Raw genomic sequence first — 22,986 nt, 5'->3', positions numbered from 1 at the left:
CGGCGACGTGAGGTGGGTGCAGGAGCGCTCGGGCGATCACGTCGGCGAGCTAGCGGAAGGAGGCGTCATCAAATCCGCGGCCGGCCAGTGCCGTGGTGCCGAGGAAAAGGCCGTGCTCCCCCGCGGTGTTCGGCCTGATGCCGAGCGAACGAAGACGCTCCCCGGCCCGTCCGGCGTCCAGCACGGAATGCGCGAGATCGATGAGCACGAGCGGCGTCTCGGTCGAGCCGGTGACCACCCGGGCACCGGTCTCGGCCACGTCATCGGCGAGGAGCCGCCCGGCGAGGATCCGGGCACCGCGGAGCGCGCGTTCCTGCCGGTCCCGGAACGCCGACGACGTGGCCCCGCGAAGGGCGACCGCCTGCGCCGCGAGGAGCTGCCCCGGCAGCCCGCCCCTCCGCGGAGGAGGGGAGGAGGGAAGGTGGAGCCGGGGCGGGGTCAGCCGGTGCGGAACGAGCGGTGCGGGCCCGTGGGCAGGGAAGGGCAGGGCGCAGGGTGCTGTGGCGAAGCGAGCGGCGCGCCGCCGGCCGAAGCACCGCTGACCTGCGCGGCGTTCAGCTCTCGTAGGCGTCGATCGTCGAGCAGGAGCAGACGGGATGGCGGTCGCCGCGTGCACCGTCGGCCCGGCGGTCCGGAGGCCGGTACTTGTTGCGGCCGGCCGTCGTCAGGGGGTAGACCGCCGCATTCCGGCCTCCGCCCTCGCTTGGGCGGGGTCCGGGTGGATCGGGTGTGAGGGCGGATGCGGCACCAAGTGCTCATACACGGCCACGGGGCCGACGCCGGGCCCTCCCCCGCCGTGCGGTGTGCAGAGCGTCTTGTGCAGGTGGAGACGGGCGCGCAGCTCGGCTTCGGTCCGGGCCTCGGACGCCGGGGCGGGCGGCCGCAGCCCGCGGCGGTCGCGCCGTGGGCCGGGCACCGCGGCGTCGATCAGTGCGAGCCGGGAACCGAAGCCGAGGTGGGAGAGCGTCGTGGACAGCTCTTCGGCGCCCGGTCCGATGTGGCGTACGGAGAAGGGCGCGGTCCGCTCCCGTGCGGCGAGTGACCGGTGGGACGGGGTGTCGGGGTGCGAGTCAGGGTGCACCATGGAGACTCCTCGGGCCTGGCGCGCACCGTCGGACGGGGCACGCGATCGAGTGAGCCTCCCCCTCTGTCATGGGCCTGAGAGCTTCACCGCGACGAGCGCGGCTTGCACCGTGGGCGAGGCGCATCAGCGCCTGCTTTCCAGAGTCCACCTCCACTGCGCGGTAACGAGGCCTGAGAGTTTCCGGGGAGGATTTGCTCCTTCGGCGCCACGCCACTGGGGTGTGGGCTCTCCCGCGCAGAATCGTCGGTGGTCTTTTCTGTTGTGGTTCGCCGCACCGTGCGGTGATCGGCACGCCGCCGTCAAGAGCTGTCCGCAGCGGGCCCGTCGCCGTGCACTCGCCCGCACGACGCGGCCCTGACCTGGAGAAATGGCACTTTGTACGCTGGCGGGGACGCCGCTGTCCGCATACCGTGCAAGCAAGTCCTTGGCTATGCCTCGGCGAGGAGGCTTTCGCGCAGGGTGGCGTATGTGCGGGTGAGGAGACGGGAGACGTGCATCTGGGACAGGCCCATTTCCTCGCCGATCTCGGTCTGTGTCATCTCCGAGCCGAAGCGCAGTTCGAGGAGAGTGCGCGCACGCTCGTCCAGCTGGGCGAGGTGCGGCTTGAGGGCCTGAAGGTCCTCGGCCAGTGCGAGAGCGGGGTCTTCGTTGCCTATCAGGTCGGCGACGAGGCCGGTCTGCTGCTTGCTGCCACCCGCTTCGATGGGCCGGTCGAGGGAGCCTGCGTCGTAACCGTTGCAGGCGACCAGCCCCTCGATGACCTCCTCCTCCCCGAGCCCCAGGTGAACCGCGAAGTCGGCGACGGACGGCTCGGGATTGCCACGCCCTTCGAGCTCTTCGCGAGCGCGGGCAAGGTCCACACGCAACTCCTGCAGACGCCGCGGGACATGCACGGACCAGGTCGTGTCACGGAAGAACCGCTTGATCTCGCCGGTGATGTAGGGGATGGCGAAGGTGGTGAACTCGTTCTCGCGCGACACATCGAAGCGGTCGATGGCCTTGATCAGACCGATCGTCCCGACCTGCATGATGTCTTCCATCTCCTGCCCGCGGCTGCGGAATCGGCGCGCTACATAGCGCACCAGCGACAGGTTCATCTCGATGAGCGTGTTGCGCGCGTACTGGTACTCCGGGGTGCCTTCCTCCAGGTCCGACAGCTGCTCGAAGAACAGCTTCGACAGGCGACGCGCATCCTGCGGGGCAACGCGCTGGGCCTCCTCCACCTGCGGCACAGCCGACCGAGCAGCCTCACATGCGGCGCCCCTGTCCGAGCGCTTCACCGAGATGTGGGCCTGCGCCGCTGCCATTGCCATGGCTACTCCTCCCTGATCTCCCCGTCATGCCGTCACGCCCTCACCTACCCGATGACCGCACGTAAAACTGCCATGCGGCAACTATTTCCGTGGGGAAACTATGGAGGGGGCTCCGGAGCCGGGCACATAGCGAACGGCTGCGGTCCATGAATCTTCGGGAACTGCCGGTACGCCACCCCGGGAGGGGCGCCATCCGCCGTACGGGGCGGCGCACCGGCAACACAGTGATCACCCGGAACCGGGATGGGTCACGCCGCAACCGCCTGAGGGCGTCGTGCGCACCGCTCGGCGGACCTCAGCCAGCCGGTGAGGTCGGCGCGGGCACGGGCCACCCGGGAGCGGACCGTGCCGATGGGACAGCCCACGATCGCCGCCGCGTCCGCGTACGGCATTCCGACCAACTGGGTGAGCACGAATGCCTCGCGCCGTTCGCCGTCCAGCGCCTCCAGCAGCTCGGTCAGTGCCAGACCGTCGTCGAAGCCCGGCAGTCCGCTGGGCTGGCGGCGTTCCGCGACCGCCTGCCAGTCGTCGACATCGGCGATGCGCGGACGGGCGGCGGCAGACCGGTAGCGGTCGATCACCACCCGGCGGGCGATCGACAGCAGCCAGGTACGGGCACAGGAGCGGCCGGCGAATCTCGGCAGACCGGTGAGGGCACGGAGAAACGTCTCCTGGGCGAGGTCGTCGGCGCTGTTCGTCTCGCCGCTCAAGTGGGCCACGAAGCGCCACACATGGCGGTGGGAGGCACGTATGAAACGCTCGACGGCCTCGGGGTCGCCCTTCCGGGCGGCCAGTGCAAGGGCGGTCAACTGCTCGTCGTCCGCGACGGTCCGCTTGCCGCCGGCCGGATCGAAAAGGGCAGGAATCATCGCCACACGTCCTTCGGAGGTGCGGGGCGTACCAAGGCATGGCACGGCCTCGTCGGTGAGCGGCATTCCGGGAACCCGTGCGACGGCCGGTGACACCGTCCAGGGGCGACGGTCGACGGGCGCTACGGGCAGGCCGGAGGGCCGCGGGGCAAGGGGCCGGCGTGTGGTCCGGCGGCGCTCACCGAGGTACCCGGAGGTACGAGAGCGGCAGCCGCGTGGACACGCCGGTACTCCGCCCGCCACCGATGCAAGGGACCTTGCGGAAAGATGCAAGGGACCTTGCGGAAAAGGGACCTTACGGAGAAAGGGAGTGGGGGTCCCGGACTCCATCGGCAACAGCGCGTCATTGACGGAAGTGGCGTCCATGACCGCATTGCGGAGTGCCGGGCACTGCCGGGGAGGGTCCCAGGTCAGGCGGGCGGTCAGCAGCAGAAGGACGGCTTCGGCGGGCCTCTGCGGGACAGGACGTGATGCAGGAACACCCCGCGCAGGCGCAGGACGTGGCCGCAACCGGCCACCGGACGCGCGGTCGGCTTCAGGCCCGTCCGGCCCAGCGTCGCCAGGACCAGCATCAGGGGCGCGAACCACACCGCGGCCACACTGCGGGCGAGCCGGAACGCGGCCGCCTCGCCGCGCCACAGCCACAACCCGCACACCAGCGCGGCCAGCACATGGGCGAGGAACATACCGAAGGTGCCGTGGCCGGAGTGCACCATCCGCAACTCGCTCATCTCGCCGCGCATGGCACCGATATCGCCCAGGTGCGCGGTGGAGGCGGCGAGCGTGCCGGCCATGCCCGCCAGATGACTCATCCCCGTCATCTCGCCCCTTGGCGCCATGGACGCGGAGGGGGCGGTTTCCAGGCCGAGGACGGACCGGCACGACTGCGCCAGGCCGAACAGGGAGTGCAGAGCCAGTTGGACCACGACGGAGGAACCGGTCACGGCGAACCCGCCGCGTTCCCGCCCCGCCGACCACCAAGCCGCCGAGCCCGTTGCCCCGAGTGCGGCTACGAGCGCCCATACGGGCAACGCCTGCGCGGACATCAACGCATGTCCCAGGGCTGCGGTCGTCACGCACACCACCGCGAAGATTGCGGCGCGCGCAGCTCGTGAAACCGACCCGGCAGTCATGTTGGTCATCGTGCCAGCCGGTTCATCCGTAGGGGAGGGTGCATGGCGCCTCGGGCCCAGTTGTTGTCCGGATCCGCTAAACCAGCTCGTGGGTGGTCAACTGGGTGGCAGAGCACGCGAGATGGAGGGCGGCGGGCGTTACGCCTCCGGCGGGTCTCCTCCGTCCGGCGGGGCGCCTCCGCTCGGGTCTCCCTGCCCGAGGGGGCTCCTCCGCTCGGCGGGTCTCCTCCCCTTCGGCGGGTCTTCCCCCCGGCGGGTCTCCTCCCTTTCATCGGGGCTCCCCCACCCGGCGGGTCTCACCGGGAACCGATGACCCGGTCCGTACGACTGGCTGGGCCCGGCCTCATGAGAGGCAGGGGCCGGTGTTTCGGGAGGGCTGCGGTGCGGGTGAAGCGTGGGACGGAATCGGGATCCGCTGGGCCCGACGGCGACACGGCCCGGCCGCGGCATGCGGGCCGACGGTGCGACGAGTTCCCGCGGGTCGGTGGTATTTCCGCCGACGGCCAGGCCCTGGCACGTCCCGCGCAGGGCCTGGTCCACCACGGCCCGTACACGGCCTGGCCCGCCCGGCCTGCCTGCGGCGTGTCCCGCCACTCCGGCGTCTGCCTCTCCCCCGTCCGGCCGCCCCGCGGCGCGACAAGGTCAGGGACAAGTTCCTCCCGGCCGGTTCCTGAGTCCCCGGCCGGTTTCCGAGACCCCGGCCAGGGCTGGAAACGCGATCACTCCGACCAGGCTGGGAACGAAACTCGGATCGCCGGCTCCCGACTGCAGCAGGGTCGCCAAGAGCTGGGTACCGGCCAGCACCGCCAGCCCGAGGTAGAGCCACCCTGCCCAGACGGGCCCCGCCGGCGGTGTCCTGCTTGCGCTACGTTGGTCCATTGCAGACGTATGCCCGGCGAATCCCGTTCCAAGGCGTTGAGGCCAGGGTCCGGGCTGCTCTCGTCCACGTGCTGCAGTCGGCTGCACATCCTTTCTTCGGTCAGCCTTCCCGGCGGCTCTGCCATGGGCAATACCCGTCCACGTCCGGTGAGCCGGCAGGCGGCATCCAGAACACTGGCACCGCCATGCCGCACGCCCTCACGGGCGGCTGAGGGCAGGAGAAGCGGACTGCGCCAGAATGCGGTCGGCGGCGGCCAGGGCGTCGTTGATCTCTGTGGTCGCCGTGACGATGCCGATCCCGTCCGTCCCCGCTGCCGCGAACGGCTCCGCAGCGGACGCTGGGCCGGCCGCCACACGGTGGGGTGCCCTCGGTGTCAGCAAGCACCGGATCGGGTCATGTCACGTCGGTGAGCCGTGGGTCGGACTAGGGTCGGGCACATGGCACTGTCGATGCGGGAACGAGAGCAGTTTCTGGCGGAACCTCACATCGGTGCGCTGTCGGTGGTCGAGCGGCCCGACCGCGCACCGCTGACAGTTCCCATCTGGTATCACTACACGCCGGGCGGCGAACTGTGGGTGCGTACCGGGCCCGATTCCCGGAAAGCGCGAGCAATCCGGTCCGCAGGGCGCTTCAGTCTGATGGTGCAGCGGAGCGAGCCGACCGTGCGCTACGTATCGGTGGAGGGACCGGTCACCAGGACGGAATCAGACAGCCGCGAGCGGTCCTGGGAGATGGCCGCGCGGTACCTCCCACAGGACAAGGTCGCCGACTTCGTGGAGTACGACCACGCCCAGCTCGGTGAGCACGTCGTCCTCTACATGCAGCCGGAACACTGGGTGTCGGCCGATCTGGGTTCCGCCTAGAGGTTGTCTCTTCGATCAGTGACTCGTTGTTCTGGTCATGCCCAGCGGGGGGACTCCACCTCGCTCCGCGTCACCCAATGCACGGCCGGCCAAGTCTGCCGTTGCAGGCATGTCGGCTCGTGCGATGCGGGCGCGGCCCGGACCATGGGAGCGTGGGATGGAATCCGGTGTTCGGCGGGGCTGCGCCGCTGGATGTGCTCGAGGTGGCGCCGACGGCCCGGACGGCGGTGGCGTGGCTGCCGCCGCAGGAGCTCTGGCCGGCAATTCAGGAAATCCGCTGGGAGCATGATCCGCAGGTACGGCGGTGGCCGCCGCATGTCAATCTGCTGTTCGGCTTCGCGCCGGAGGAGGAGTTCGCACGGGCTGTGCCGCTGCTCTCCGCCGGCGCAGCGGAGAGCGCGGCGTTCACGGCGCGTCTGGCCGGCGTTCGGTACTTCCGGCACCGGCATTACGCGACGGTGTGGCTCGATCCGGCCGCGGCGGGCCTGGCACCGTGGGCTCGTCTGCACCGGGAGCTGGGGTTGCGGTTCCCGCTCTGCCGCGGGCGTGGCGGTCGCTTCATTCCGCATCTTTCCCTCGGCCGCACTCAGGATCCGCGGCCTCTGGCCATCGAGTGCGCCGGTCAGCTCGGCGCACTGTCGGCCGTGGTCGAGGAGGTCGTCCTGCTCTCCCGGCGCGGCAAGGGACCTATGCGCCCCAGGGCCGTGATCACGCTGGGCACGGGCGAGGTCCGCCGGCTGCTGGAGCATTAGGGGGTGTCTCTTCGGTCTCCGTGGATCACCCTGCGGTGGAGGAGATGACGTTGCTGCCCGGCCGGGCAGCGGGGAGGGAAGTGCTGCGACGGTGCCGGGAGTTGATGTGTCTGCGGGGGAAGCCGAGGGGCGAAGGGGAGCCCGGTGGGCGTTGGTCTCGGTCGCGTTGGGTGTCTTCTGCATCCAGCTCGACTCCTTCGCCCTGAACCTGGCCCTGTCGCACATCAAGGCGGAACTCGGCGTATCGACCGGGCAGTTGCAATGGGCGGTCAGCGCCTACTTGTTGTCATGCGGCACGCTGATGCTGGGCGCGGGCCGGATGAGTGACCTGTGCGGCCGGCGCCGTCTGCTGATCGCGGGGCTGGCGCTGTTCGCACTGGCGTCGCTGTGGTGTGCACTGGCGCCCTCGCTGCCGCTGCTGGTGGCGGCCCGCGTGGTGCAGGGCGCGGGCGGCGCGTTGATCATGCCGGCCGGACTGGCGCTGCTGACGAACGTGTTCCCGCCCGCCCTGCGCGGCCGGGCCACGGGGTGGGCGCTGGGCATCGGCGGGCTGGCCACCGCCTGCGGCCCGTTCGTCGGCGGCGCCCTGACCGAGACGGTGTCGTGGCGGGCGGTGTTCTGGCTCAACGTGCCGCTGGGTGTGGTGGCTGCGCTCTGTGCCCGCCGGGCCCGGGAATCGCGGGACACCACGGCGTCCGGGCACGTCGACTGGCCGGGGCTGGCCACCGGGACCGGCGCCATCGCGGCCCTGGCCGTCTTCGTCGACCGCGGCCCGGTGTGGGGCTGGGTGTCCCCCGCCGGCGTCGGCACGCTGTGCCTGATGGCGCTGGCGTCGGCGGCGTTCGTACGGATCGAACTCCGCGCGGCCGAGCCGCTGATCAGCCCCGCGCTCTTCCGTCATGGCGCCTTCGTGGCGTTGACCGCGGCGGGCGCGGTGGCCAACGCCGCGACGGTGGTGTTCCTGTTCGTCGTACCGCTCTCGCTCCAGGAGGGCCGGCAGCTCACGCCGTTGGCGGCCGGGGCGGCTTTCCTCGGCCCCGCGGTGGCCATGGCGGCCGCGGGGCCGTTAGCGGGGCGGGTGACCAGCGCCCACGCCGTACCGGTCATGGCGACGAGCCTGGGGGCGGGCGCGGTGATGTTGCTGGGCGCGGCGTTCGTCTCCGGAATGCCGTCGTATCTCGCGGCGGTCACCGGCGGCGGGGCGGCGCTGGGCGTCGGCAATGCCCTGACGCTGACCGCTACCCAGAGCGTCATCCGGCCCGAACGCGCCGGTGAGGCCTCCGGGTTGACCAAGACCGTCATCACCGTCGCGGCCGGGCTGGGCGTGGTCGCCGCAGGCCCTGCGGCCGATCCCGGTGGCGCCGCGGCGACCGGCGGCAACGGGCCGCTGGCCGTGGCAGGAGCCGGCTGCCTGGCGGCCTGCCTCCTGCTGGCCCTGTGGGGGTGGGTCCGGCGACGCGGCCCGCGCGCTCAGCGGCCGGGAGAACGGGTGTCCCCGGCGGCCACGTGAGGCGTCCGCCCCACCCGCAGTAGGCGGCACGACCGTGTCACCGCGGGCAGTTGGCGACCTTGTCCGGCAGCTTTCCTCCGACCAGATACCTGTCGACGGCTCGGTCGGTGCACGTGGACGGATTCTCCGAGGCGTACGCCGCGTGCCCGTGGCCCTTGCGGACCAGCAGCGAGCTATGGGCCAGCTGCCGGTGCACCGCCTGCGCGTTGGCCAGCGGAGTTTGCGTATCTTCGGTGTACGACACCAGCAGCACCGGCGCCGCCCCGGATGCCTTGATCGGCTCGGCCGCGCCGGTGGGGGCGATCGGCCACGTCGCGCAGTCGATCATCTGCCAGGCGAAGGAACGCCCGAACAGCGGCGACTGCTTCGCGAACGCGTCGGCCATGTCAAGCATCGCCTTCGGGGACTTCGGCGCGGACGGGGAGTCCAGGCACAGCACCGCCGGCATGCTCGCGGACTCGTCTTCCTGGGCCTGCTGCTCCTGCGGCGTCGGCTTCTTGCCACCGCTCTCGCCGGCTGTCTCCTTGTCAAAGCGCTCGAAGGCGGCCCCGTCCCCGTGCAGGGCGGCGACCAGTGCCTTGGTCAGCGGCTTCCAGCTCTGTTCGTCCGTCACCGCCGTGTCCAGATACATGGACAGGGTGGCGTCGGTGAATTCCTCGCCGCCGGACCCTCGCAGTGGCTTCCGCTCCAGCTTCTTGGCGAACCCGGTGACCCTCCGCAGAATCTCTCCGGCCGTGGTTCCCAGACGGTCGTCCCCGCAGGCGACGAGATTCCGGGCGTACCGACGCATCGCGTCATCGGACGTCTTGACGTCACGGCGGGCAACCTGCTGCATGTCGGCCGCGGGGTTGACGACGCTGTCGAGCACCATCCGGCCCACCTTGTCGGGAAACAGCTTCATGTACTGCTGGCCGAGGAAGGTGCCGTAGGAGAAGCCGGTGTAATTCAACTTGGCATCACCCAGGACCGTACGGAGCACATCCAGATCACGCGCGACGCTCACGCTGTCCATATGCGCAAGAACAGCGCCGCTCGCCCTCTGGCAGGCCCGGCCGCGCTTGGTCGCGTCGGCGAACGCCTTCTTGGCCTGCGCCTCGGTGCGCGGCGGGTTCTCGGGCTGCTGCGGCACGCCGTCGGGGCACTTGATCTGCCCGGAACCGGCTATGCCCCGGGGGTCGAAGCCGACCAGGTCGTAGCGGGCCCGGGCCTGGGTGCCGGCCTGCCAGTTTCCGTCGGCCACGTCGGCCGCACCGCCCGCGCCGGGCCCGCCGGGGTTGTAGAGCAGTGACCCCAGCCGACGGCTGTGGTCTTTTGCCCGCACCCGCGACACCCGGAGTTTGACGGACTTCCCGTCCGGGGCGGCGTAGTCCACCGGCACCTTCACCCAGCCGCATTCGGCGCCGGGTACGGCCTTGGCGGTGACATCCGCGCCACAGGCCGTCCACTGGATCTTCTGCTGCGCGAAGCGCGCGGGCAGCACCGGGGCGGATGCATTCCCGCCCTTGCCGTTGCCGGACTGGGACGCCGCGGCGCCACCGACGGCGCAGACCGTCACCACCAACGTGGTGCCGGCCAGCACACCGGCCGTCAAGGCCATGGACTTGCGGGGGATGGACATCGCCGTTCTCGCTCTCTCGCTGGTCCCGGGAAGGATGCGCACAGGCTTCACGGCCGCGCTATCGGCCCCGTCACAATCGCGCACAGGGCATACGCAGCGTCTACGGGGGACCACACATCGCCATCAGCCCGGGTGACACCGGCCACTCCTGATCACCCGGTGGATACGACGCTCCACTCAGCGTGCACCTCCTGGGAGTGCCCCAGGAGGTGCAGGGAGCCGGCTCTCGGCGGCTGACGGCCCGGGGGCGTCAGGCCACGGCGGGTGTGTAGTGGGCTGCGTCACCGCCTTCGAGGGCGCGGCTGGAGGTGCCGTCGATGCCCACCGGGGCATCCCCGGCAACGGTCACCCGGTGCAGCAGGCGCGGGAGGTCTCCGTAGTCGTCGGGCGCGTAGTGCTGGGTGCTGCGGTTGTCGAAGAGGACCAGGTCACCGGGTGTCCAGGTGATCCGGACGATGTTCTCCGGCCGCGTCACATACGACTGGAAGATGCGCAGCAGGTCCCGGGACTCGGAAGGGTTCAGTCCCTCGATGGTCTGCGCGAAGCCGCCGATGAACAGGCCGCGCTCCCCCGTCTCGGGGTGCACGCGTACCACCGGGTGGGCGGTGCGGTACGTGCGCGAGACGAACTGTTTGCGGTGCTGGGCCGCCTTGTCGGTCTTCGGGGCGGCGTAGTCGTAGGCGTTGGTGTGCACCGCCCACAGCTTGTCGGCGAGCTCGCGCAGCGGCTCGGGCAGGTCCCGGTAGGCCGCGGCCGAGTTGGCGATCAGCGTGTTGCCGCCGTAGGGCGGGACGACGATGCTGCGCAGGGTCGATGCCTTCGGGGGTGTGCGGACGAAGGTGACGTCGGTGTGCCAGTGATTGGCGCGGATGCCCTCGTCCCCGTCGACGGGCAGGATGTTGGGCTGCCCGTCCACGGACGGGACGGTGGGGTGGGCGGTGGTGAGTTCACCGAAGAGGGAGGCGAAGCGCAGCTGTGCCGCGTCGTCCAGTTGCTGGCCGCGGAAGACCAGCGCCTTGTGTTCCAGCAGAGCCGCGTTGATCTCGGCGACGATCGCCGGGTCGAGGTCGGCGGAGAGGTCGGCGCCGACGATCTCGGCGCCGACGCGTCCGCCGATGCGGCGGATGTCGAAGCCTGTGCTGGTGCTCATGTGCGCATTCCTTTCAGGGGTTTCGGCAATCTCAGGAGGTGAGGGCAGGGGGGAAAGGGGTGGGGCAGGGAGGGCTGGGGGCGCGGGATTCAGGTGGGTCGGGGCAGGGGCGTTGACCGGGGGCACCCCCAAGGGCTCGACCTTCTTGATGTCCGCCTGCGACAGTCCGTGACGTTGCAGGTAGATGTCGAGCATGGCCTCGGAGTGCGCGCCGAGGGTGTTCATCCCGACCTTCTTGCCGATCAGGTCACGGGCCGTGTGGATCGGGCTGTCCTTGAGCACGTAGAAGCCGTTGTACGCGGCTTTGTCGACGCCGTAGTAGCTGATGACCGCCGTGATGGGAGCTTTTCTCGCAGCGAGTTTGACGACGCTCCGTTGAACGCGCCGCCGAGGTCGACCTGCCCGGTGGCTGCCGACTGGATGTCCTGTGGCCCGCTGATCGTGTTGCCGACCCACTTCAGCTTCACGTCCTCCAGAAAGCCGAGGTCTTCGGCCAGTTCGGGCAGGATGACGGACCCCGCCCACCCTTGGTATCGCAGGGTCTTGGTCTGGTCCTTGGCCGCACCGCCACCCTCGGAGCCGCAACTGACCGCGACCGCCGAGAGGCACAGCAGGGTGAGGAACTGTCGTCGGCTCGACGGGGTGATCAGCGTGCCCATGGAAAGGTCCTGTTCGAATGGGGGTGGAGCGCGGCGGAAGCAGTTCCGCTTCCGGAGGGCGTCAACACCACCCGAGGTGCCAAAACGGAAAGGGAAGAGGGAAGGGCAAGGGAAGGGCAAGGGGATGGGCGCACGCATGGCGGGGTGAAACCATTTCGGCCCGTGCGCCTAAACCCGGGAGATTCCAGGTGGGTATGCGGTGAGAGTCACCGAGCGACGAGGAATTCCCAGGCGGGCAAGTGCACCGGGCCCGGACTCAGGGGCCGCTCAGGGGCCGCTCAGGAGCTGACGCCGGCCGGCAGCTCTAGCGACCGGCGGCACAAAGGGCACTGGCCTGGTGTCGCAGATCGACGTGCAGGCGTGCGGTGAAGTTCTCCGAGTGGCTCACATTTGGGAGGCTGGCAGCGAAATTCAGCCACGTCAATGCGGTGAGAGCCCTTGTCTCACGTTCTGATTCTCCTGCCATGCGCGCGCAGCATTTCGTTCACAATTGCAGCCGCACGACGACTACCAGGTGCTGTCGCCTCGCAGGACGGCTTCGGCACCGCCGTCGATGAAGACGACCTGGCCGGTGACGTGTGAGTTCTCCGGGGAGGTCAGCCAGGCCAGCAGCGGGGAAATCTGTTCAGGGCGGGCGTGGCCGTGCAGCCGCATCGGGACGCTGGTGTCGACGACCTTGCGTATACCGGCGTCGGCGAGCATGCCCTCCGTCATCGGCGTGACGACCGTGCCGGGGGCAACGGCATTGAGCGGGATGCCGGCGGCCGCCCAGTTGCAGGTGACTGCCGTGCGACGGAGCCAGCGCGCGAGGGCAGCCTTGGACGAGGGGTAGATCGCATAGCCCTCGCCCCGGTCGATGGCGGCCTGGGCCGCGGCAACGGTCGCCTCCTCGTCGCCGGAGAGCGCGGCGTCGACGATGGCCGTGTCGTGCGGGTGGACGGAAGTGACGGACGAGATCACGACGGCACGCGGATCGGTGCCGGCAGCGAGCAGCGGGCGCAGCCCTTCGAGAGTGGCGATCACGCCGAAGTAGTTGACCTGAACAGTGGCCGGAGCGAAGTGCGCGAGGCCCGCACAGGCGACGACGGCATCGAGCCGACCGGCGGTCAACTCATGGGCCCGGTCGATCAGTTCGGTACGACCTTCGGGGGTGGCGAGGTTCGCGGAGATGTCGGCGTCTGCGAGGTCGGCCCCGATCACGGTGTGGCCCTGTTGACGGAGGTGGGATGCGGTGGCCTTGCCTATGCCGGAGGCGGCTCCGGTGATGAGGTACGTACGCCCCGAAGTGCGGGAGGCGCGGGAGGTAGAGGGGGTACGGAACATGGTCGGCTCCTTGCTGATGCGCCCGGTTGGCCCGTTGGGATGGCATACCGCACGCCGGCCTGCCCCCGCCTGACCCCAAATTGCCGGGCCCGTACGGGCGTTCAGCGATCCGGTCGATCCGATTGCCCCAATCGACCCAATCGATCCGACCGATCCGACCGATCCGATGGATCCAGCGGAGTCAACATACCTCTTTTTTGACACAACGTGCCAAGTAGCTGGTCTGTGACAGAATCGCGGCATGCAGCGAGAGCGACAGGGGCAGCGGCGGGGGCAGGACCGCGCGGCGAGGAGAGACGGATGACGGCGGCGCGAGGGAGACCGTCGCTGACCGAACGGCGGCGGCAGGAGACCCGGCTGGAGATCGCGGAGACCGCGGCCACCCTGTTTTCCGAGCAGGGGTACGACGCGACCACGGTCGAGGACATCGCCTCGGCTGCCGGTATCTCGCTGCGCACCTTCTACCGCTACTGCGCGGCCAAGGAGGACGCACTCACTCCCCTGCTGACCGACAGCCTCGGCCGGCTCGTCGACGCTCTGGCCACCTGGCCGGCCGATGAGCCGCTGACCAGCACGGTGCAGGCGGCGTTCGACGCACCGGCCTCGCTCCCGCACCTCGCGGACACGGAGCGCGCCCGTCGGCTGGTGCGCGTCATGGGCAGCGTGCCGGCGATTCGGATGCGGTGGCTGGCCGCCGGGCGGGACCTGCAGGACCAGTTGCTGCCGGTGCTCGCAGCCCGCACGGGAGCGTCACCGGACAGCCTGGAAGTACGACTCCTGACCACCGCTCTGCTCGACGCGATCCATGTCGCCCTGGAGTACTGGGCCCAGCAGGATGAACCGGAGGGCATCGCCGAGCTGACGCGTCGGGCGCTCGACTATCTGCGCATTGATGAGCTGTAGGAGGCTGCGGCAAGACCCTGGAACCGGCCCCCCTGCTCACCACGGTCAGCGCATGTTCGCGGTGAGACTTCGGCACCGAGGTGCAACAGCGACTCGGCGTACAGCCGGTGATACACCATCCGCCTCTCCCCTGGAGAGGTCACCAGGCCGACCTCTCATTTCGTGATTCATCAGCCGCAGACGAGAGTTATCACGATGCCGACGCATGCGGGTGCCCTCATGGCAGAGTGATCCGCATGGCTCTCTCCCTACTTCGACGCCGAAGACGCTTCGCCACCGCGCTCCTCCTGAGCGCCGCGTTACCCCTCACTGCCTGCGGCCGGCAGCGCGTCGCGGCCGGCGCGCCCAGCGCATCCCCTGATGCCTCCCGCAGCACATCCCAAAGCGCATCCCCCAGCGCCGGCCCCTCCGCATCCGGCGCCTCCTCCCCCTACGTGGAGCCCGGAGCGCACGACGGGGCCCCGCACTACAACGAGAACAACGCCGGCCGCCAACCCCGCGACATGTCCCCCGCCAGGGAAAGGGACGCCCAACGGGAAGCCCACCGCATCGACCCCGTCCTCAAACGCCTGTGGACGCAGAGAAAGTGGGATCCCCAGACCGTTCGCTCGGCGATGCTCGCGCTCGGCTACAAAGAACAACGAACCGGCCCCACAGGCAAGCAACTCGGCGCGTATCTCGAAGTCCGCGGGATGGAACCCCGCTTCGAAACCGACCACTACGTCACGCCCGAAGGCGCCCGGATCGGCCTCTACGTCCACAAGGACGCCTGCGTCACCGCGTTCGTCCAGAAGACCAACTACCAGGTGCAGGTCAACGGTCCTTACCTGGAGACCGGCTGCTTCGCCCCACCCTTCGCCCACTGACCACCGCGGTGTCCGGGCCGTCACCCCGCAGCCGGGCCGTCGTCGAGCCGGTTGAGCACCCACGCCGCGCTGCTCCTGATCGCGCACGGACGGCCTCGACGAGTCGCCGCAGCACACACCGCACCGTGCCGTCACCAGAGACCAGAGAAGGGAGACAGGGCAGGGAGACCGGAGACCGGGAACCGCCCCGGGGCCGGGGCTCGCTCCGGCCCTCAGGCCCTGCGGCGGCTGGGCTCGACCGCCCCTTCTGTATATCGGGAGATTTTCCTCTTGTCCCGAATTGGGCGATTGCGTGTATCGTCCGCAGAGGCAGTTCCGGCACGCGAGGGAACTGGGAGACACAATGAAGAAGATCATCGCGATTGCGTTCATCACTGCACTGCTCGGCGGAGGAAGCGCCGGCATCGCCTCCGCGGCCACCGCGTCGCCGGGGCCTCCTCCACCAGGCCGTGACCTCGTCACCACGACGTTCCACTGTCCCGCCCCGCACGGCACCTTCACGATCACGGCGGACCCGTGGGTGATGGGCCAGTACGAGTGGTATTACGGTGGGCACGGCTGCACATACACCTCGTAGTCACCGGCTCCCCACGGTCACGCTCGTCCCCTCATCACACCCGCTCCCTCAGCACACCCGCCTGCCCCTCGGGGCCCCAGCGGCCGCTGCCCCCGGTGCGCGCCGCTCCTGTCCGGTCCGTAGCGTCTCGCCAGGCCCTGCCACGGTCGGACAAGCGTGATCACCGACCTCCGGACGAAGTCGGTGCCGGACGGTGCCGTCGCTGCTCTCGTCGGCCTGAGCGATCGATGCGTAATACGCCGCGTACATCGCATCCGATGTGGTGGAACCGGCGGCGCCGGCGAGCTGGTGAACCCGGGTCACGGGTTCATCCGTTAGCCGTCCCCCAGTGCCTGGCCACAGCAGTGGCGGTATCCCGTCGAGAGCTGTCACTCACGCGACTGGGGAGTGCCGCACCGCGCGGTCAGCGAGGATCAGGTCGGCTTGCGGAAGCCCCCGGTTGAGCCGCCGCAGGAATTCCTCGTTGCCCGCCTTCTGCAACCGGACTGCGGCGTCCTGGCACACGTGATACCGATCGGCGAGCGCCACCGCGCGGACGGTACGCAGGACTTCTTCGACCGGAGCAGGCGCCGACAGCTTCGCACAGGCGGAGATGAGCCTGACCGTGTCAGCGCCGAACCGTCGTCGTCCCCGTCCCCGACGGCGCCAGGACCGCGGCCGCCAAGCGGTCACGGAACCAGCGGTGTCCGGGGTCGCTCGAGTTGCGGGGGTGCCAGGCCATCCCGAGGTCGAGAGGCGCCAGGTCGAGGGGGATGGGGAAGGTGCGCAGTCCCAGTGCGGAGGTGGTGTCGGGGAGCCAGTCGGCCAGGGTGAGCGCAACGAGGTCGGTGTCCCGGGCGAGCATCATCGCGCTCGTATGGCTGGGTACCACGACCGCGACCCGGCGCCGCAGGCCGAGTTCCGCGAGCGCACTGTCGATGGGCCCGAGGCGCTTGCCGAGCCGGGAGATGCCGATGTGGTCGGCCTCGGCGAAACGGCGGGCGTCGATCCGCCCGCCGAAGAGGGGATGACCGCTGCGGGCGATGCCGACCAGCGTCGTCCGGGTGAGCTGTTGGGTCCGGATCTCCGGGTCCAGGTTTCCGAGGACGCCCAGTTCGACGTCCACCCAGCCCTGCCGCAATGCGGGGCCCCCTTCCAGCGCCTCCGGCAGGAAGACCACGTCCACATGCGGAGCTTCCGCATGGACCTGGTCGGTCAGGACCCCGGCCAGCCCCGTCAGGAGCAGGTCGGCGGCCTGCACGGTGAAGGTCCGCTGGAGATGCACGGCATCGAAACCGGCACCGGGCCGCAGGACGTTGTCGCAGTGGCGCAGCAACACGCCCACCTCCTGCCGCAGTTCCAGGGCCCGCGGGGTCGGGACCATCCCCTGGCCCGCGCGGACCAGCAGGGGGTCACCGACGGCACGGCGGAGCCGGGCCAGCGTGCGGCTGGCCGCTGCGGGGGAGGTACCGAGTCGCTCCGCGGCGCGGGTCACGCTGTTCTCCTGAAGCAGGGCGTCCAGGGCTCGCAGCAGGTTGAGATCCATTAACGCTCCTGAGCTGCACTTTTACGGCTGAGTCAATTATTGAGTGCCTATCTTTTCATTGCTCCGGAACGACTACTGGCGGCCCATCAGGCCGAACGCAAGGGGCCGGCTCGCCGAAGGTGTCGGCGAGCCGGCCCCGGGACCGCTCAGTCAGGCGGCCCGGACGGACCGCTCATGGCGTGCCGGAGCGCCTTCGCGAGAATCGGCGGTGGCACCGGCACTCCGGTCCGCCACTCCGGTCCGCCACTCCGGTCCGCCGCTCCGGCCCACCGCTCCGGTCCGCCGTTCGGCGGCTCCGGTCATCGTGCGGCCCCCTCCCCCGGTACACCGCCGGGCGGCGGACAATTCTCGGCGATCTTGTACTTGAGCGCCTGGGGGTAGTCGTGCCGCCCGAGCTGCACCCGTACGACGACCGGGCCCTGGTTGATGGTGTCGGTGGGCTCGGCGATCCGCTGGAGCAGGGTGGCGAGTTCGTCGTGCGTGCGGACGGTGACGCCGTTCATCGGGTGCTTGGCGGAGCCGAAGACCTCCGCAAGCTTCTCGTACCGCCAGGGGTGCAGTTCGTTGTAGAACTCGGCGCCGTCGGAGCGGGGTGTCCCCTCCTGGTAGTAGCAGGGCTGGACGAGCATCTGTTCGATGCCGTAGAAGCCTTCGTTGTCCAGGACGAACACCACCGGGCACAGACCGTGCCGCACATGGGTGGACATCTCCTGGCACGTCTCCTGGAAGGAGCCGTCGCCGACGAAGACCAGCGGGCGCTTGTCGGCCTGGCGCCGGCCGAGCGCCACACCGGTGGCCGCGCCGACCGAATAGCCGATGGACAGCCAGCTGTTCTGCGCCACGTACGAGGCGCGCTCCGCCATCCGCAGATTCATCGAGCCGATCAGCGCGAACGCAGCGTCGCACACCACCGTGAACGGGTTGGTGCGCTCGCCCCGGGACTCGCTGGTCTGCGCTTCGAGGAAGGCGTTGAGGTGCCGGAAGAGGCTGTCGTACGTCACGTTCTGCGGGTACGGGCCGCCGGTCTGGGAATCCAGGTAGGCGGCGGTGCTGCCGGGGACGTCCAGACCCTCGTCATGGGCGCGGGCGAAGTAGTCCGCCTCGAAGGCACCGCTGCCGAACTCGGCAACCAGGCGTTCCCGTAGCGCCGGAATGAACCGGGCGAGCTGCACATCGGGGAAGTACGAGGCGCCGACGTGCACACCGTCGTGGGCCGCGACCGCCCAGTCGTCGCCGATCGACCGCGCACCGCCGAGGTTCTTCGAGGTCGCCCACGTGCCCAGTCCGATGCGGCAGCCCGCATTGTTGAAGACCTCGGCCACCTCCGGACTGCTGGCCTTGCCGTTGTAGACGCCGGAGAAGCCCGGGGTGTACTCGGAGACGACGGACTTGGCGCCGATGGTGGTGCAGAACGGGATGCGGGTCTCACGCACCAGCTTCTCGAACTCGTCGGACAGCCGGAAGCGGTCGATCTCCTCACCGGCCCACAGGATCGGGTTGCGGTGGTGCCGCACCAGCTCCATGCACGCCGTGACCGCCTGATCGAGCATGCGCTCGTTCTTGGCGGTGACGGGCCGCTCCCGCCGCGTCAGCCGGCCCTGGGGAGCGGGACACCGTGCCCCCCAGACGTCATCCATGACCTCCAGATAGACCGGCCGGCGGTGGGAGAGGCAGGCGATGATCGCGCTGTCGATCTGAGTGGGGGCCAGGCCCGGGTTGGAGATCGCCTGGGCGTCCACCGTCACCTGGCGGTAGACCTCCAGGTTGCTCTCAGGGCGCTGGGACATGTGCGAGGTGAGCAGGCCGATCGCCCGCTGGTTGAGCCACTGCTCGTAGGACGGCGCGGCGTTGATCGCAATCAGCGGCACGTACTCGGCGAAGCCGCCGCCGATCGCATTGAGGAGGTTGAACGCGCCCACGCTGTAGGTGACCGCGACCGCGCCGATGCCCTGCTCGCCGAGTGCGATCTGCGCGTCGGCGGACTTCACCCGCGCATACCCGTCGGCGGCCTGGCCCGCGCCCCCCTCGGTCGGGGTGCCCACCCAGCGCACCGTGGTCTTCTCGTGCAGGGTCGACAGGAACGGGCCCAGATGGTCACCCGGAACGCCGAACAGATGGGTGATGCCGAGCTGTTCCAGCCTGAGCGCCAGGTACTCGGCGACGGTGCAGGTGTGTGAGGTGGTCATGAGGTCACCACGTCCTCTCGCGACGGGGCCGGCGGTGTGGCGCCTGCCCGGCTCTCTCGGGGTTCCGCGGTCCGCGCGGCGGCGGCGCTCCCGTACGCCGCGGGAGTCTCGTGAACGGTGAGGGCGGCACGTACGGCCGTCTCCACCGCGCCTTCGATCCAGGCGTGTTTGAGCGAGACGTGTTCACCGGCGAAGTGCACCGGCCCCTCGGCCCGGACCGCGTCGAGGTGGAAGCTGGTCATCTGATGCGGGGTGTAGACGGCCGCCTCACCGCAGGCGTACGGGTCGCGCAGCCAGCTCTGGGTCTGGCCGGCACCGGTGTAGAAGACCTCGATCCGGCGGCCGTGCACCGACTGGAGGTTGAGCAGGGCGTAGCTGTAGCGCTCGGCGTCGTCGAAGGAGTCCCAGCGGGCCGCGTCGTCCGACCAGGAGTAGCCGGCCAGGACCACGCCTCCGCTGCTGCCGGCGACGGGGTGCGAGGGGTAGTACATGAAACGGTTGGGGTTGTCGGTGGTGGAACCGCCGCCGACCGCGTGGGTGGCCGGCCGTACGCCGCCGCGCAGCGAGGAGTTGCGGTAGTAGTCCACCTGCTCCTGGCTGATGCGCTTCTCGTCCACGCTCGGATGGGCGCCCAGGAGACCGGTGGGCAGATCCCGCACGTGCTGCGGCACGGACACCGCGGCCTCGGCGTCGTCCTCGCCCCACTGCTGGTAGTACTCGTACAGACCGGGTGCGATGGCGTCCAGCTCCCGCTTCCAGTCCGCCTCGGTGAACTCCCACCAGCGGCGGGAGAATTCCAGGAGCACCTTGGTGGCCTGGTCGTAGTGCGTCTCGATGACGGCGCGGCGCTTCTTGTAGGAGAAGGGCGGGGTCACGGTGGTGAAGCGCAGGCTGGAGAAGGGGATGGTGACGATCGCCAGGTCACCGGTCCAGGTCTGCGGCTCGCCGTACGGATCGCCCTCGGGCACGGTCTGGATGGCGACGGCGGGGCCGCCCGGCCCGGCGAGCCCGCCCTGATGGCCGTCGCGGCCCGGATCGTAGTACTCCAGCCGGACCATCCGCTGGCCCATCACGATCTGGTCCCGCAGATCCTTGGCGAGTGCTTCCGGAAGCTGCCGGCTGCCGCCCTCGATCTCCCAGTACGTGGCGGCGGGGTCGATGTCGCTGCGGCCCAGGAAGCTGTGGAAGAACGCGAGGTGCAGCCGCGAGGTCATGTTCTCGATCGTGCCGATCGCCTCGATGGCCTCATCGCTGAATCCGGCGTACTCGCGCAGGAAACGGCCCATCGAATAGCCGTCGAAGTCCCGGATGACCTCGGCCCAGCCGTCCAGCCACTCCGGGAAGGGCTTGTTGACCCGGGTCCCGTCGCTCTGCAGCACGGAGTAGTAGTCGCGCACCGGCTCCAGCGCCTGGTGGACCATCTCGGCGACGGGCAGCCGCGATTCGCCGCCGGTGAGGTGGAAGCCCTCGTTGATCGCGGACGGGTCCTTGACGTACTGGGCGCGCCGTACCTGCGTGCGGTTGGTGCGGATCCAGGTGTTGTTGCGCTTGTCCGGGGCCCGGAACTCGGGGCTGGGGGCGCCGTTCGTCCAGACCTTGCCGTCCTTGAACGACTTGTAGATCACCGGCGGCAGCGGAGCGCTCTGGTTGCCGGTCGCCGGATCGATGTCGACGTTGAAGAACAGCCGCCGCTTCAGGCCGAGTTTGTCGATCAGTGCCAGGGTCAGCGGATGGAAGCTGGGCAGGCGCATCGCCCCGGCCTCCGCGTACTGCGCGGGATCGGTGAAGGGCGGCGGCTCACCCTTCTTGGCGTGGAAGGTCTTGATCCGGCCGCCGACCCGGTTGGCATTGGCCTCCAGGATCGTCACCTCGTGCCCGGCACGGGTCAGCAGGTCACCGGCGACCAGGCCGGCGATGCCTGCTCCGACGATCAGGATGCGCTTGGGGTCGACGGCCGGCTCCAGCCCGTTGTCGATCAGTACGTCGAGGTAGCGCAGCTTGAGGTCTTCATTGGCCGGCTCGGGACCGACCAGCAGAAGTTCACGGGCGAGCTGCTGAAAGGTCTTCCCGGTGGCCCGCTCGGCCCCGGTGTGCTCACGGCGGAGACCAGGGCGGATGTCGTTCATGACCGTTCCTCGATGGTGGTCACGTTTCTCCTTCGCTGGGACTTCGGTCGCTTCGGTTGATTCGGGTGCTTGGGTTGATTCGGGTGCTTCGGAGCATCAAGGGGCTTCGCGCGAGGACGAATCCGGCTCCTGACACGCGGACTGGGAAGTGGACGGGGAAAGGGAACAAGGGCACGCCAAAGCCGGCCGGCACACGGCTGGTGGCGGCTTGTGGCGCCAGCCCAGCACCGAATGAACCACCTCGCAGAAGCACGAACGTCAAACGGAGCACCGGATCACTCGAAACGGCGAGTCCGACTCGGATTCCGTGTAGGACGCCGCACAGGGGTCAGATCGGGGACGTGAGGGGCCTCGTGCTTGTCGGATCCCCTGTCGTCAGCGAGCACACGCACCGGGAAGGCGGGGACGGAGAAAGAGCCGCCCGACGACCGTCTCCCCAGGTCAGGGGCTGACCGTGGTCACACGGCAGGCCGGTGCAGTGACGGCACGCAACGCCGTACAGTCCGGCAGGGAGGGGCCCGGCACCGGCGTGCGGTCCGATACGGAGGATTCCGTTCCGGCAGCGCTGTACGGTCCGAGGGGGCCGGTGAGACCGGGGAGGCCGGCCGGGTGAGCAGTGCGGTTGACGAGGGGCCCTTGCGCGGACTCCGTGCGGACTGCGCGCGGACTCCGGGTGCGGGCTCCCGTGCGCCGGCTCCCGTGCGTGCGGATAGTCGGCTTGCACCGGGCCCCGGCCCCGTTTCCGGGAACGGCCCTGGGTCCGGTGCGGTCGGTGGCGGGCCGGCAACATGGGGCGTCGGCGTCTCCCTAGTGACCTGAGTCAGAGATTCGTCAGCAGTAGGCGGCGACTTTGTCGAGGATCTCGTCGGCGGTCTTCGTCCAGGCGAAGGGCCGAGGGTTGTCGTTCCCGTCGGCGAGCCAGGTGCGGATGTCGCGTTCGAGGGCCTGGGCGGAGCGGTGAACACCGCGCTTGAAGTGCGCTCGCCGGGAACACGGGCGGCGCGGCAGGGCTCGTGGCCGCCGGTCCAGGACTTGGGCAGGTAGAGCTCGCGTTCGGCCCGAGCACGGCCCATGTGGTCGCAGAGGCGTCCTCGGCCAGCGGCTTGCCGGTTGCTTCGAAGGAGAGAGCCGTGCAACCAGAGACGTCGACGGCGTTGTTCGGGTGGTCGTTCTGCGGGGCCAGTTGGCCCGGCTGCGTCAGCGGCAGGTGGTCGAGCAGGTCCGACCGTCCGCGCAGCGTCGGACGGTCAGGCTGCGCAGGGATCGAAGCTGCCGCCAGCCAGGGGAGCGCGACGAAGATCGACGTACGCGCGGACGGTGACACCGGGCTGGCCGGGTGTGTGCCATGGGGCGGAGGGGCCGCTGGAGAGCCACAGCCCGCCGAGCGCGACGGCTGCCCGGTGCGCGGTTTCTTCGTCGGCAGCTTCTGGCTTGCCTCCCACGGCCGCGACCATCAACCGACGGTCTCTACGCCACCGGCGCCCCCGCCGAAGCCGACTCCACATCCGCTGAGGTTCTCGTCCTTCGCCTGGCTCGGCGCTGTCCGGAGATAATTGCACCCTGATTAAGGTATGGGTGGTCAAGTCGCCGCGCCGAGCTGGCAACTGGGATGAAATGCCCGCATATCAGACATGAAATCAACCTCTAAG

The 22,986-nt window shown here is 69.7% G+C and carries 20 protein-coding genes, 1 pseudogene and 2 riboswitches; of the genes and pseudogenes, 6 read left to right on the top strand and 15 right to left on the bottom strand.

Translation table 11 applies throughout. From position 1 onward, the window contains the following. Positions 1-49: 49 nt before the first annotated feature. The 6 genes from OHS81_RS34565 to OHS81_RS34540 form a co-directional block, all read right to left on the bottom strand. Positions 50-616: a hypothetical protein gene (locus OHS81_RS34565; RefSeq protein WP_328389898.1), complete on the bottom strand. Its 567-nt coding sequence runs from the start codon at positions 614-616 to the stop codon at positions 50-52. Positions 617-664: 48 nt separating this feature from the next. Then, positions 665-1,084, bottom strand: a complete 420-nt coding sequence (locus tag OHS81_RS34560; RefSeq protein WP_328389896.1) for a hypothetical protein — start codon at positions 1,082-1,084, stop codon at positions 665-667. 56 nt (positions 1,085-1,140) lie between these two features. Beyond that, positions 1,141-1,232: riboswitch (glycine riboswitch) on the bottom strand. After that, positions 1,233-1,327, bottom strand: a riboswitch (glycine riboswitch). It abuts the riboswitch before it with no gap. A 185-nt stretch (positions 1,328-1,512) separates the two neighbouring features. Beyond that, positions 1,513-2,391 (bottom strand): SigB/SigF/SigG family RNA polymerase sigma factor, encoded by an 879-nt coding sequence (locus OHS81_RS34555; RefSeq protein WP_328391636.1) that lies wholly within the window; start codon positions 2,389-2,391, stop codon positions 1,513-1,515. A gap of 254 nt (positions 2,392-2,645) precedes the next feature. Then, positions 2,646-3,266, bottom strand: coding sequence for a sigma-70 family RNA polymerase sigma factor (locus OHS81_RS34550; protein WP_328389894.1), 621 nt, complete (start codon positions 3,264-3,266; stop codon positions 2,646-2,648). A 422-nt stretch (positions 3,267-3,688) separates the two neighbouring features. Then, entirely contained in the window at positions 3,689-4,342 is a 654-nt protein-coding gene (locus OHS81_RS34545) for a hypothetical protein (RefSeq protein WP_328389892.1), read from the bottom strand. Positions 4,343-5,476: 1,134 nt separating this feature from the next. Next, complete coding sequence (locus tag OHS81_RS34540; RefSeq protein ID WP_328389890.1) at positions 5,477-5,632, bottom strand: hypothetical protein; 156 nt, start codon at positions 5,630-5,632, stop codon at positions 5,477-5,479. A gap of 84 nt (positions 5,633-5,716) precedes the next feature. On the opposite strand from OHS81_RS34540, the gene OHS81_RS34535 reads away from it, so the two are divergent. From OHS81_RS34535 to OHS81_RS34525, 3 genes are all read left to right on the top strand, one after another. Then, positions 5,717-6,142 (top strand): pyridoxamine 5'-phosphate oxidase family protein, encoded by a 426-nt coding sequence (locus OHS81_RS34535; RefSeq protein ID WP_328389888.1) that lies wholly within the window; start codon positions 5,717-5,719, stop codon positions 6,140-6,142. A gap of 152 nt (positions 6,143-6,294) precedes the next feature. After that, positions 6,295-6,894 carry a 2'-5' RNA ligase family protein gene (locus tag OHS81_RS34530; protein ID WP_328389886.1) on the top strand — a complete coding sequence of 200 codons (600 nt, stop codon included), beginning with the start codon at positions 6,295-6,297 and terminating at the stop codon, positions 6,892-6,894. A gap of 106 nt (positions 6,895-7,000) precedes the next feature. After that, positions 7,001-8,404 carry an MFS transporter gene (locus tag OHS81_RS34525; protein WP_328389884.1) on the top strand — a complete coding sequence of 468 codons (1,404 nt, stop codon included), beginning with the start codon at positions 7,001-7,003 and terminating at the stop codon, positions 8,402-8,404. Between the two features lie 37 nt (positions 8,405-8,441). Here the strand turns inward: OHS81_RS34525 and OHS81_RS34520 are convergent, their stop codons facing one another. The 4 genes and pseudogenes from OHS81_RS34520 to OHS81_RS34505 form a co-directional block, all read right to left on the bottom strand. Next, positions 8,442-10,022, bottom strand: a complete 1,581-nt coding sequence (locus OHS81_RS34520; protein ID WP_328389882.1) for an alpha/beta hydrolase — start codon at positions 10,020-10,022, stop codon at positions 8,442-8,444. 250 nt (positions 10,023-10,272) lie between these two features. After that, positions 10,273-11,172, bottom strand: coding sequence for a TauD/TfdA dioxygenase family protein (locus OHS81_RS34515; protein ID WP_328391634.1), 900 nt, complete (start codon positions 11,170-11,172; stop codon positions 10,273-10,275). Between the two features lie 195 nt (positions 11,173-11,367). Then, a pseudogene (locus OHS81_RS34510) lies at positions 11,368-11,628 on the bottom strand (ABC transporter substrate-binding protein); the annotation flags it as partial. A gap of 710 nt (positions 11,629-12,338) precedes the next feature. Continuing rightward, the gene (locus OHS81_RS34505) at positions 12,339-13,154 is read right to left on the bottom strand and encodes an SDR family oxidoreductase (protein ID WP_328389880.1); all 816 of its coding nucleotides are present in this window, start codon (positions 13,152-13,154) and stop codon (positions 12,339-12,341) included. A 300-nt stretch (positions 13,155-13,454) separates the two neighbouring features. On the opposite strand from OHS81_RS34505, the gene OHS81_RS34500 reads away from it, so the two are divergent. The 3 genes from OHS81_RS34500 to OHS81_RS34490 all read left to right on the top strand — a co-directional run bounded on the left by OHS81_RS34500 (position 13,455) and on the right by OHS81_RS34490 (position 15,500). Continuing rightward, positions 13,455-14,057, top strand: a complete 603-nt coding sequence (locus OHS81_RS34500) for a TetR/AcrR family transcriptional regulator (protein WP_328389878.1) — start codon at positions 13,455-13,457, stop codon at positions 14,055-14,057. Between the two features lie 434 nt (positions 14,058-14,491). Beyond that, the gene (locus OHS81_RS34495; protein WP_328389876.1) at positions 14,492-14,923 is read left to right on the top strand and encodes a hypothetical protein; all 432 of its coding nucleotides are present in this window, start codon (positions 14,492-14,494) and stop codon (positions 14,921-14,923) included. Positions 14,924-15,266: 343 nt separating this feature from the next. Next, positions 15,267-15,500, top strand: coding sequence for a hypothetical protein (locus OHS81_RS34490; RefSeq protein ID WP_328389874.1), 234 nt, complete (start codon positions 15,267-15,269; stop codon positions 15,498-15,500). 372 nt (positions 15,501-15,872) lie between these two features. Here the strand turns inward: OHS81_RS34490 and OHS81_RS34485 are convergent, their stop codons facing one another. From OHS81_RS34485 to OHS81_RS34465, 5 genes are all read right to left on the bottom strand, one after another. Then, a complete protein-coding gene (locus tag OHS81_RS34485) occupies positions 15,873-16,028 on the bottom strand; it encodes a hypothetical protein (RefSeq protein ID WP_328389872.1) in 156 nt (51 codons plus the stop codon). 79 nt (positions 16,029-16,107) lie between these two features. After that, positions 16,108-17,025 (bottom strand): LysR family transcriptional regulator, encoded by a 918-nt coding sequence (locus OHS81_RS34480; RefSeq protein ID WP_328389870.1) that lies wholly within the window; start codon positions 17,023-17,025, stop codon positions 16,108-16,110. A 299-nt stretch (positions 17,026-17,324) separates the two neighbouring features. Next, positions 17,325-19,211, bottom strand: a complete 1,887-nt coding sequence (locus OHS81_RS34475) for an alpha-keto acid decarboxylase family protein (protein ID WP_328389868.1) — start codon at positions 19,209-19,211, stop codon at positions 17,325-17,327. Beyond that, positions 19,208-21,337 (bottom strand): flavin monoamine oxidase family protein, encoded by a 2,130-nt coding sequence (locus OHS81_RS34470; RefSeq protein ID WP_328389866.1) that lies wholly within the window; start codon positions 21,335-21,337, stop codon positions 19,208-19,210. Before OHS81_RS34470 ends, OHS81_RS34475 begins: the two co-directional genes overlap by 4 nt. A gap of 1,247 nt (positions 21,338-22,584) precedes the next feature. Next, a complete protein-coding gene (locus OHS81_RS34465) occupies positions 22,585-22,791 on the bottom strand; it encodes a DUF6207 family protein (protein WP_328389864.1) in 207 nt (68 codons plus the stop codon). Positions 22,792-22,986 lie beyond the last annotated feature (195 nt).

Origin of the sequence: Streptomyces sp. NBC_00400 (assembly GCF_036048035.1) — a bacterium.
Taxonomy (GTDB): Bacteria; Actinomycetota; Actinomycetes; order Streptomycetales; family Streptomycetaceae; genus Streptomyces.
The sequence above is the reverse complement of the archived record's forward strand: the minus strand, read 5'-3'. Positions and strand labels throughout refer to the sequence as shown.

Bases quoted from the DNA above. Each gene is read 5' to 3' on its own strand.
- OHS81_RS34505 (WP_328389880.1), bottom strand. From the start codon at position 13,154: ATGTTCCGTACCCCCTCTACCTCCCGCGCCTCCCGCACTTCGGGGCGT.
- OHS81_RS34475 (WP_328389868.1), bottom strand. From the start codon at position 19,211: ATGACCACCTCACACACCTGCACCGTCGCCGAGTACCTGGCGCTCAGG.
- OHS81_RS34555 (WP_328391636.1), bottom strand. From the start codon at position 2,391: ATGGCAGCGGCGCAGGCCCACATCTCGGTGAAGCGCTCGGACAGGGGC.
- OHS81_RS34560 (WP_328389896.1), bottom strand. From the start codon at position 1,084: ATGGTGCACCCTGACTCGCACCCCGACACCCCGTCCCACCGGTCACTC.
- OHS81_RS34480 (WP_328389870.1), bottom strand. From the start codon at position 17,025: ATGGATCTCAACCTGCTGCGAGCCCTGGACGCCCTGCTTCAGGAGAAC.
- OHS81_RS34535 (WP_328389888.1), top strand. From the start codon at position 5,717: ATGGCACTGTCGATGCGGGAACGAGAGCAGTTTCTGGCGGAACCTCAC.
- OHS81_RS34515 (WP_328391634.1), bottom strand. From the start codon at position 11,172: ATGAGCACCAGCACAGGCTTCGACATCCGCCGCATCGGCGGACGCGTC.
- OHS81_RS34550 (WP_328389894.1), bottom strand. From the start codon at position 3,266: ATGATTCCTGCCCTTTTCGATCCGGCCGGCGGCAAGCGGACCGTCGCG.
- OHS81_RS34490 (WP_328389874.1), top strand. From the start codon at position 15,267: ATGAAGAAGATCATCGCGATTGCGTTCATCACTGCACTGCTCGGCGGA.
- OHS81_RS34465 (WP_328389864.1), bottom strand. From the start codon at position 22,791: ATGGTCGCGGCCGTGGGAGGCAAGCCAGAAGCTGCCGACGAAGAAACC.
- OHS81_RS34500 (WP_328389878.1), top strand. From the start codon at position 13,455: ATGACGGCGGCGCGAGGGAGACCGTCGCTGACCGAACGGCGGCGGCAG.
- OHS81_RS34470 (WP_328389866.1), bottom strand. From the start codon at position 21,337: ATGAACGACATCCGCCCTGGTCTCCGCCGTGAGCACACCGGGGCCGAG.
- OHS81_RS34520 (WP_328389882.1), bottom strand. From the start codon at position 10,022: ATGTCCATCCCCCGCAAGTCCATGGCCTTGACGGCCGGTGTGCTGGCC.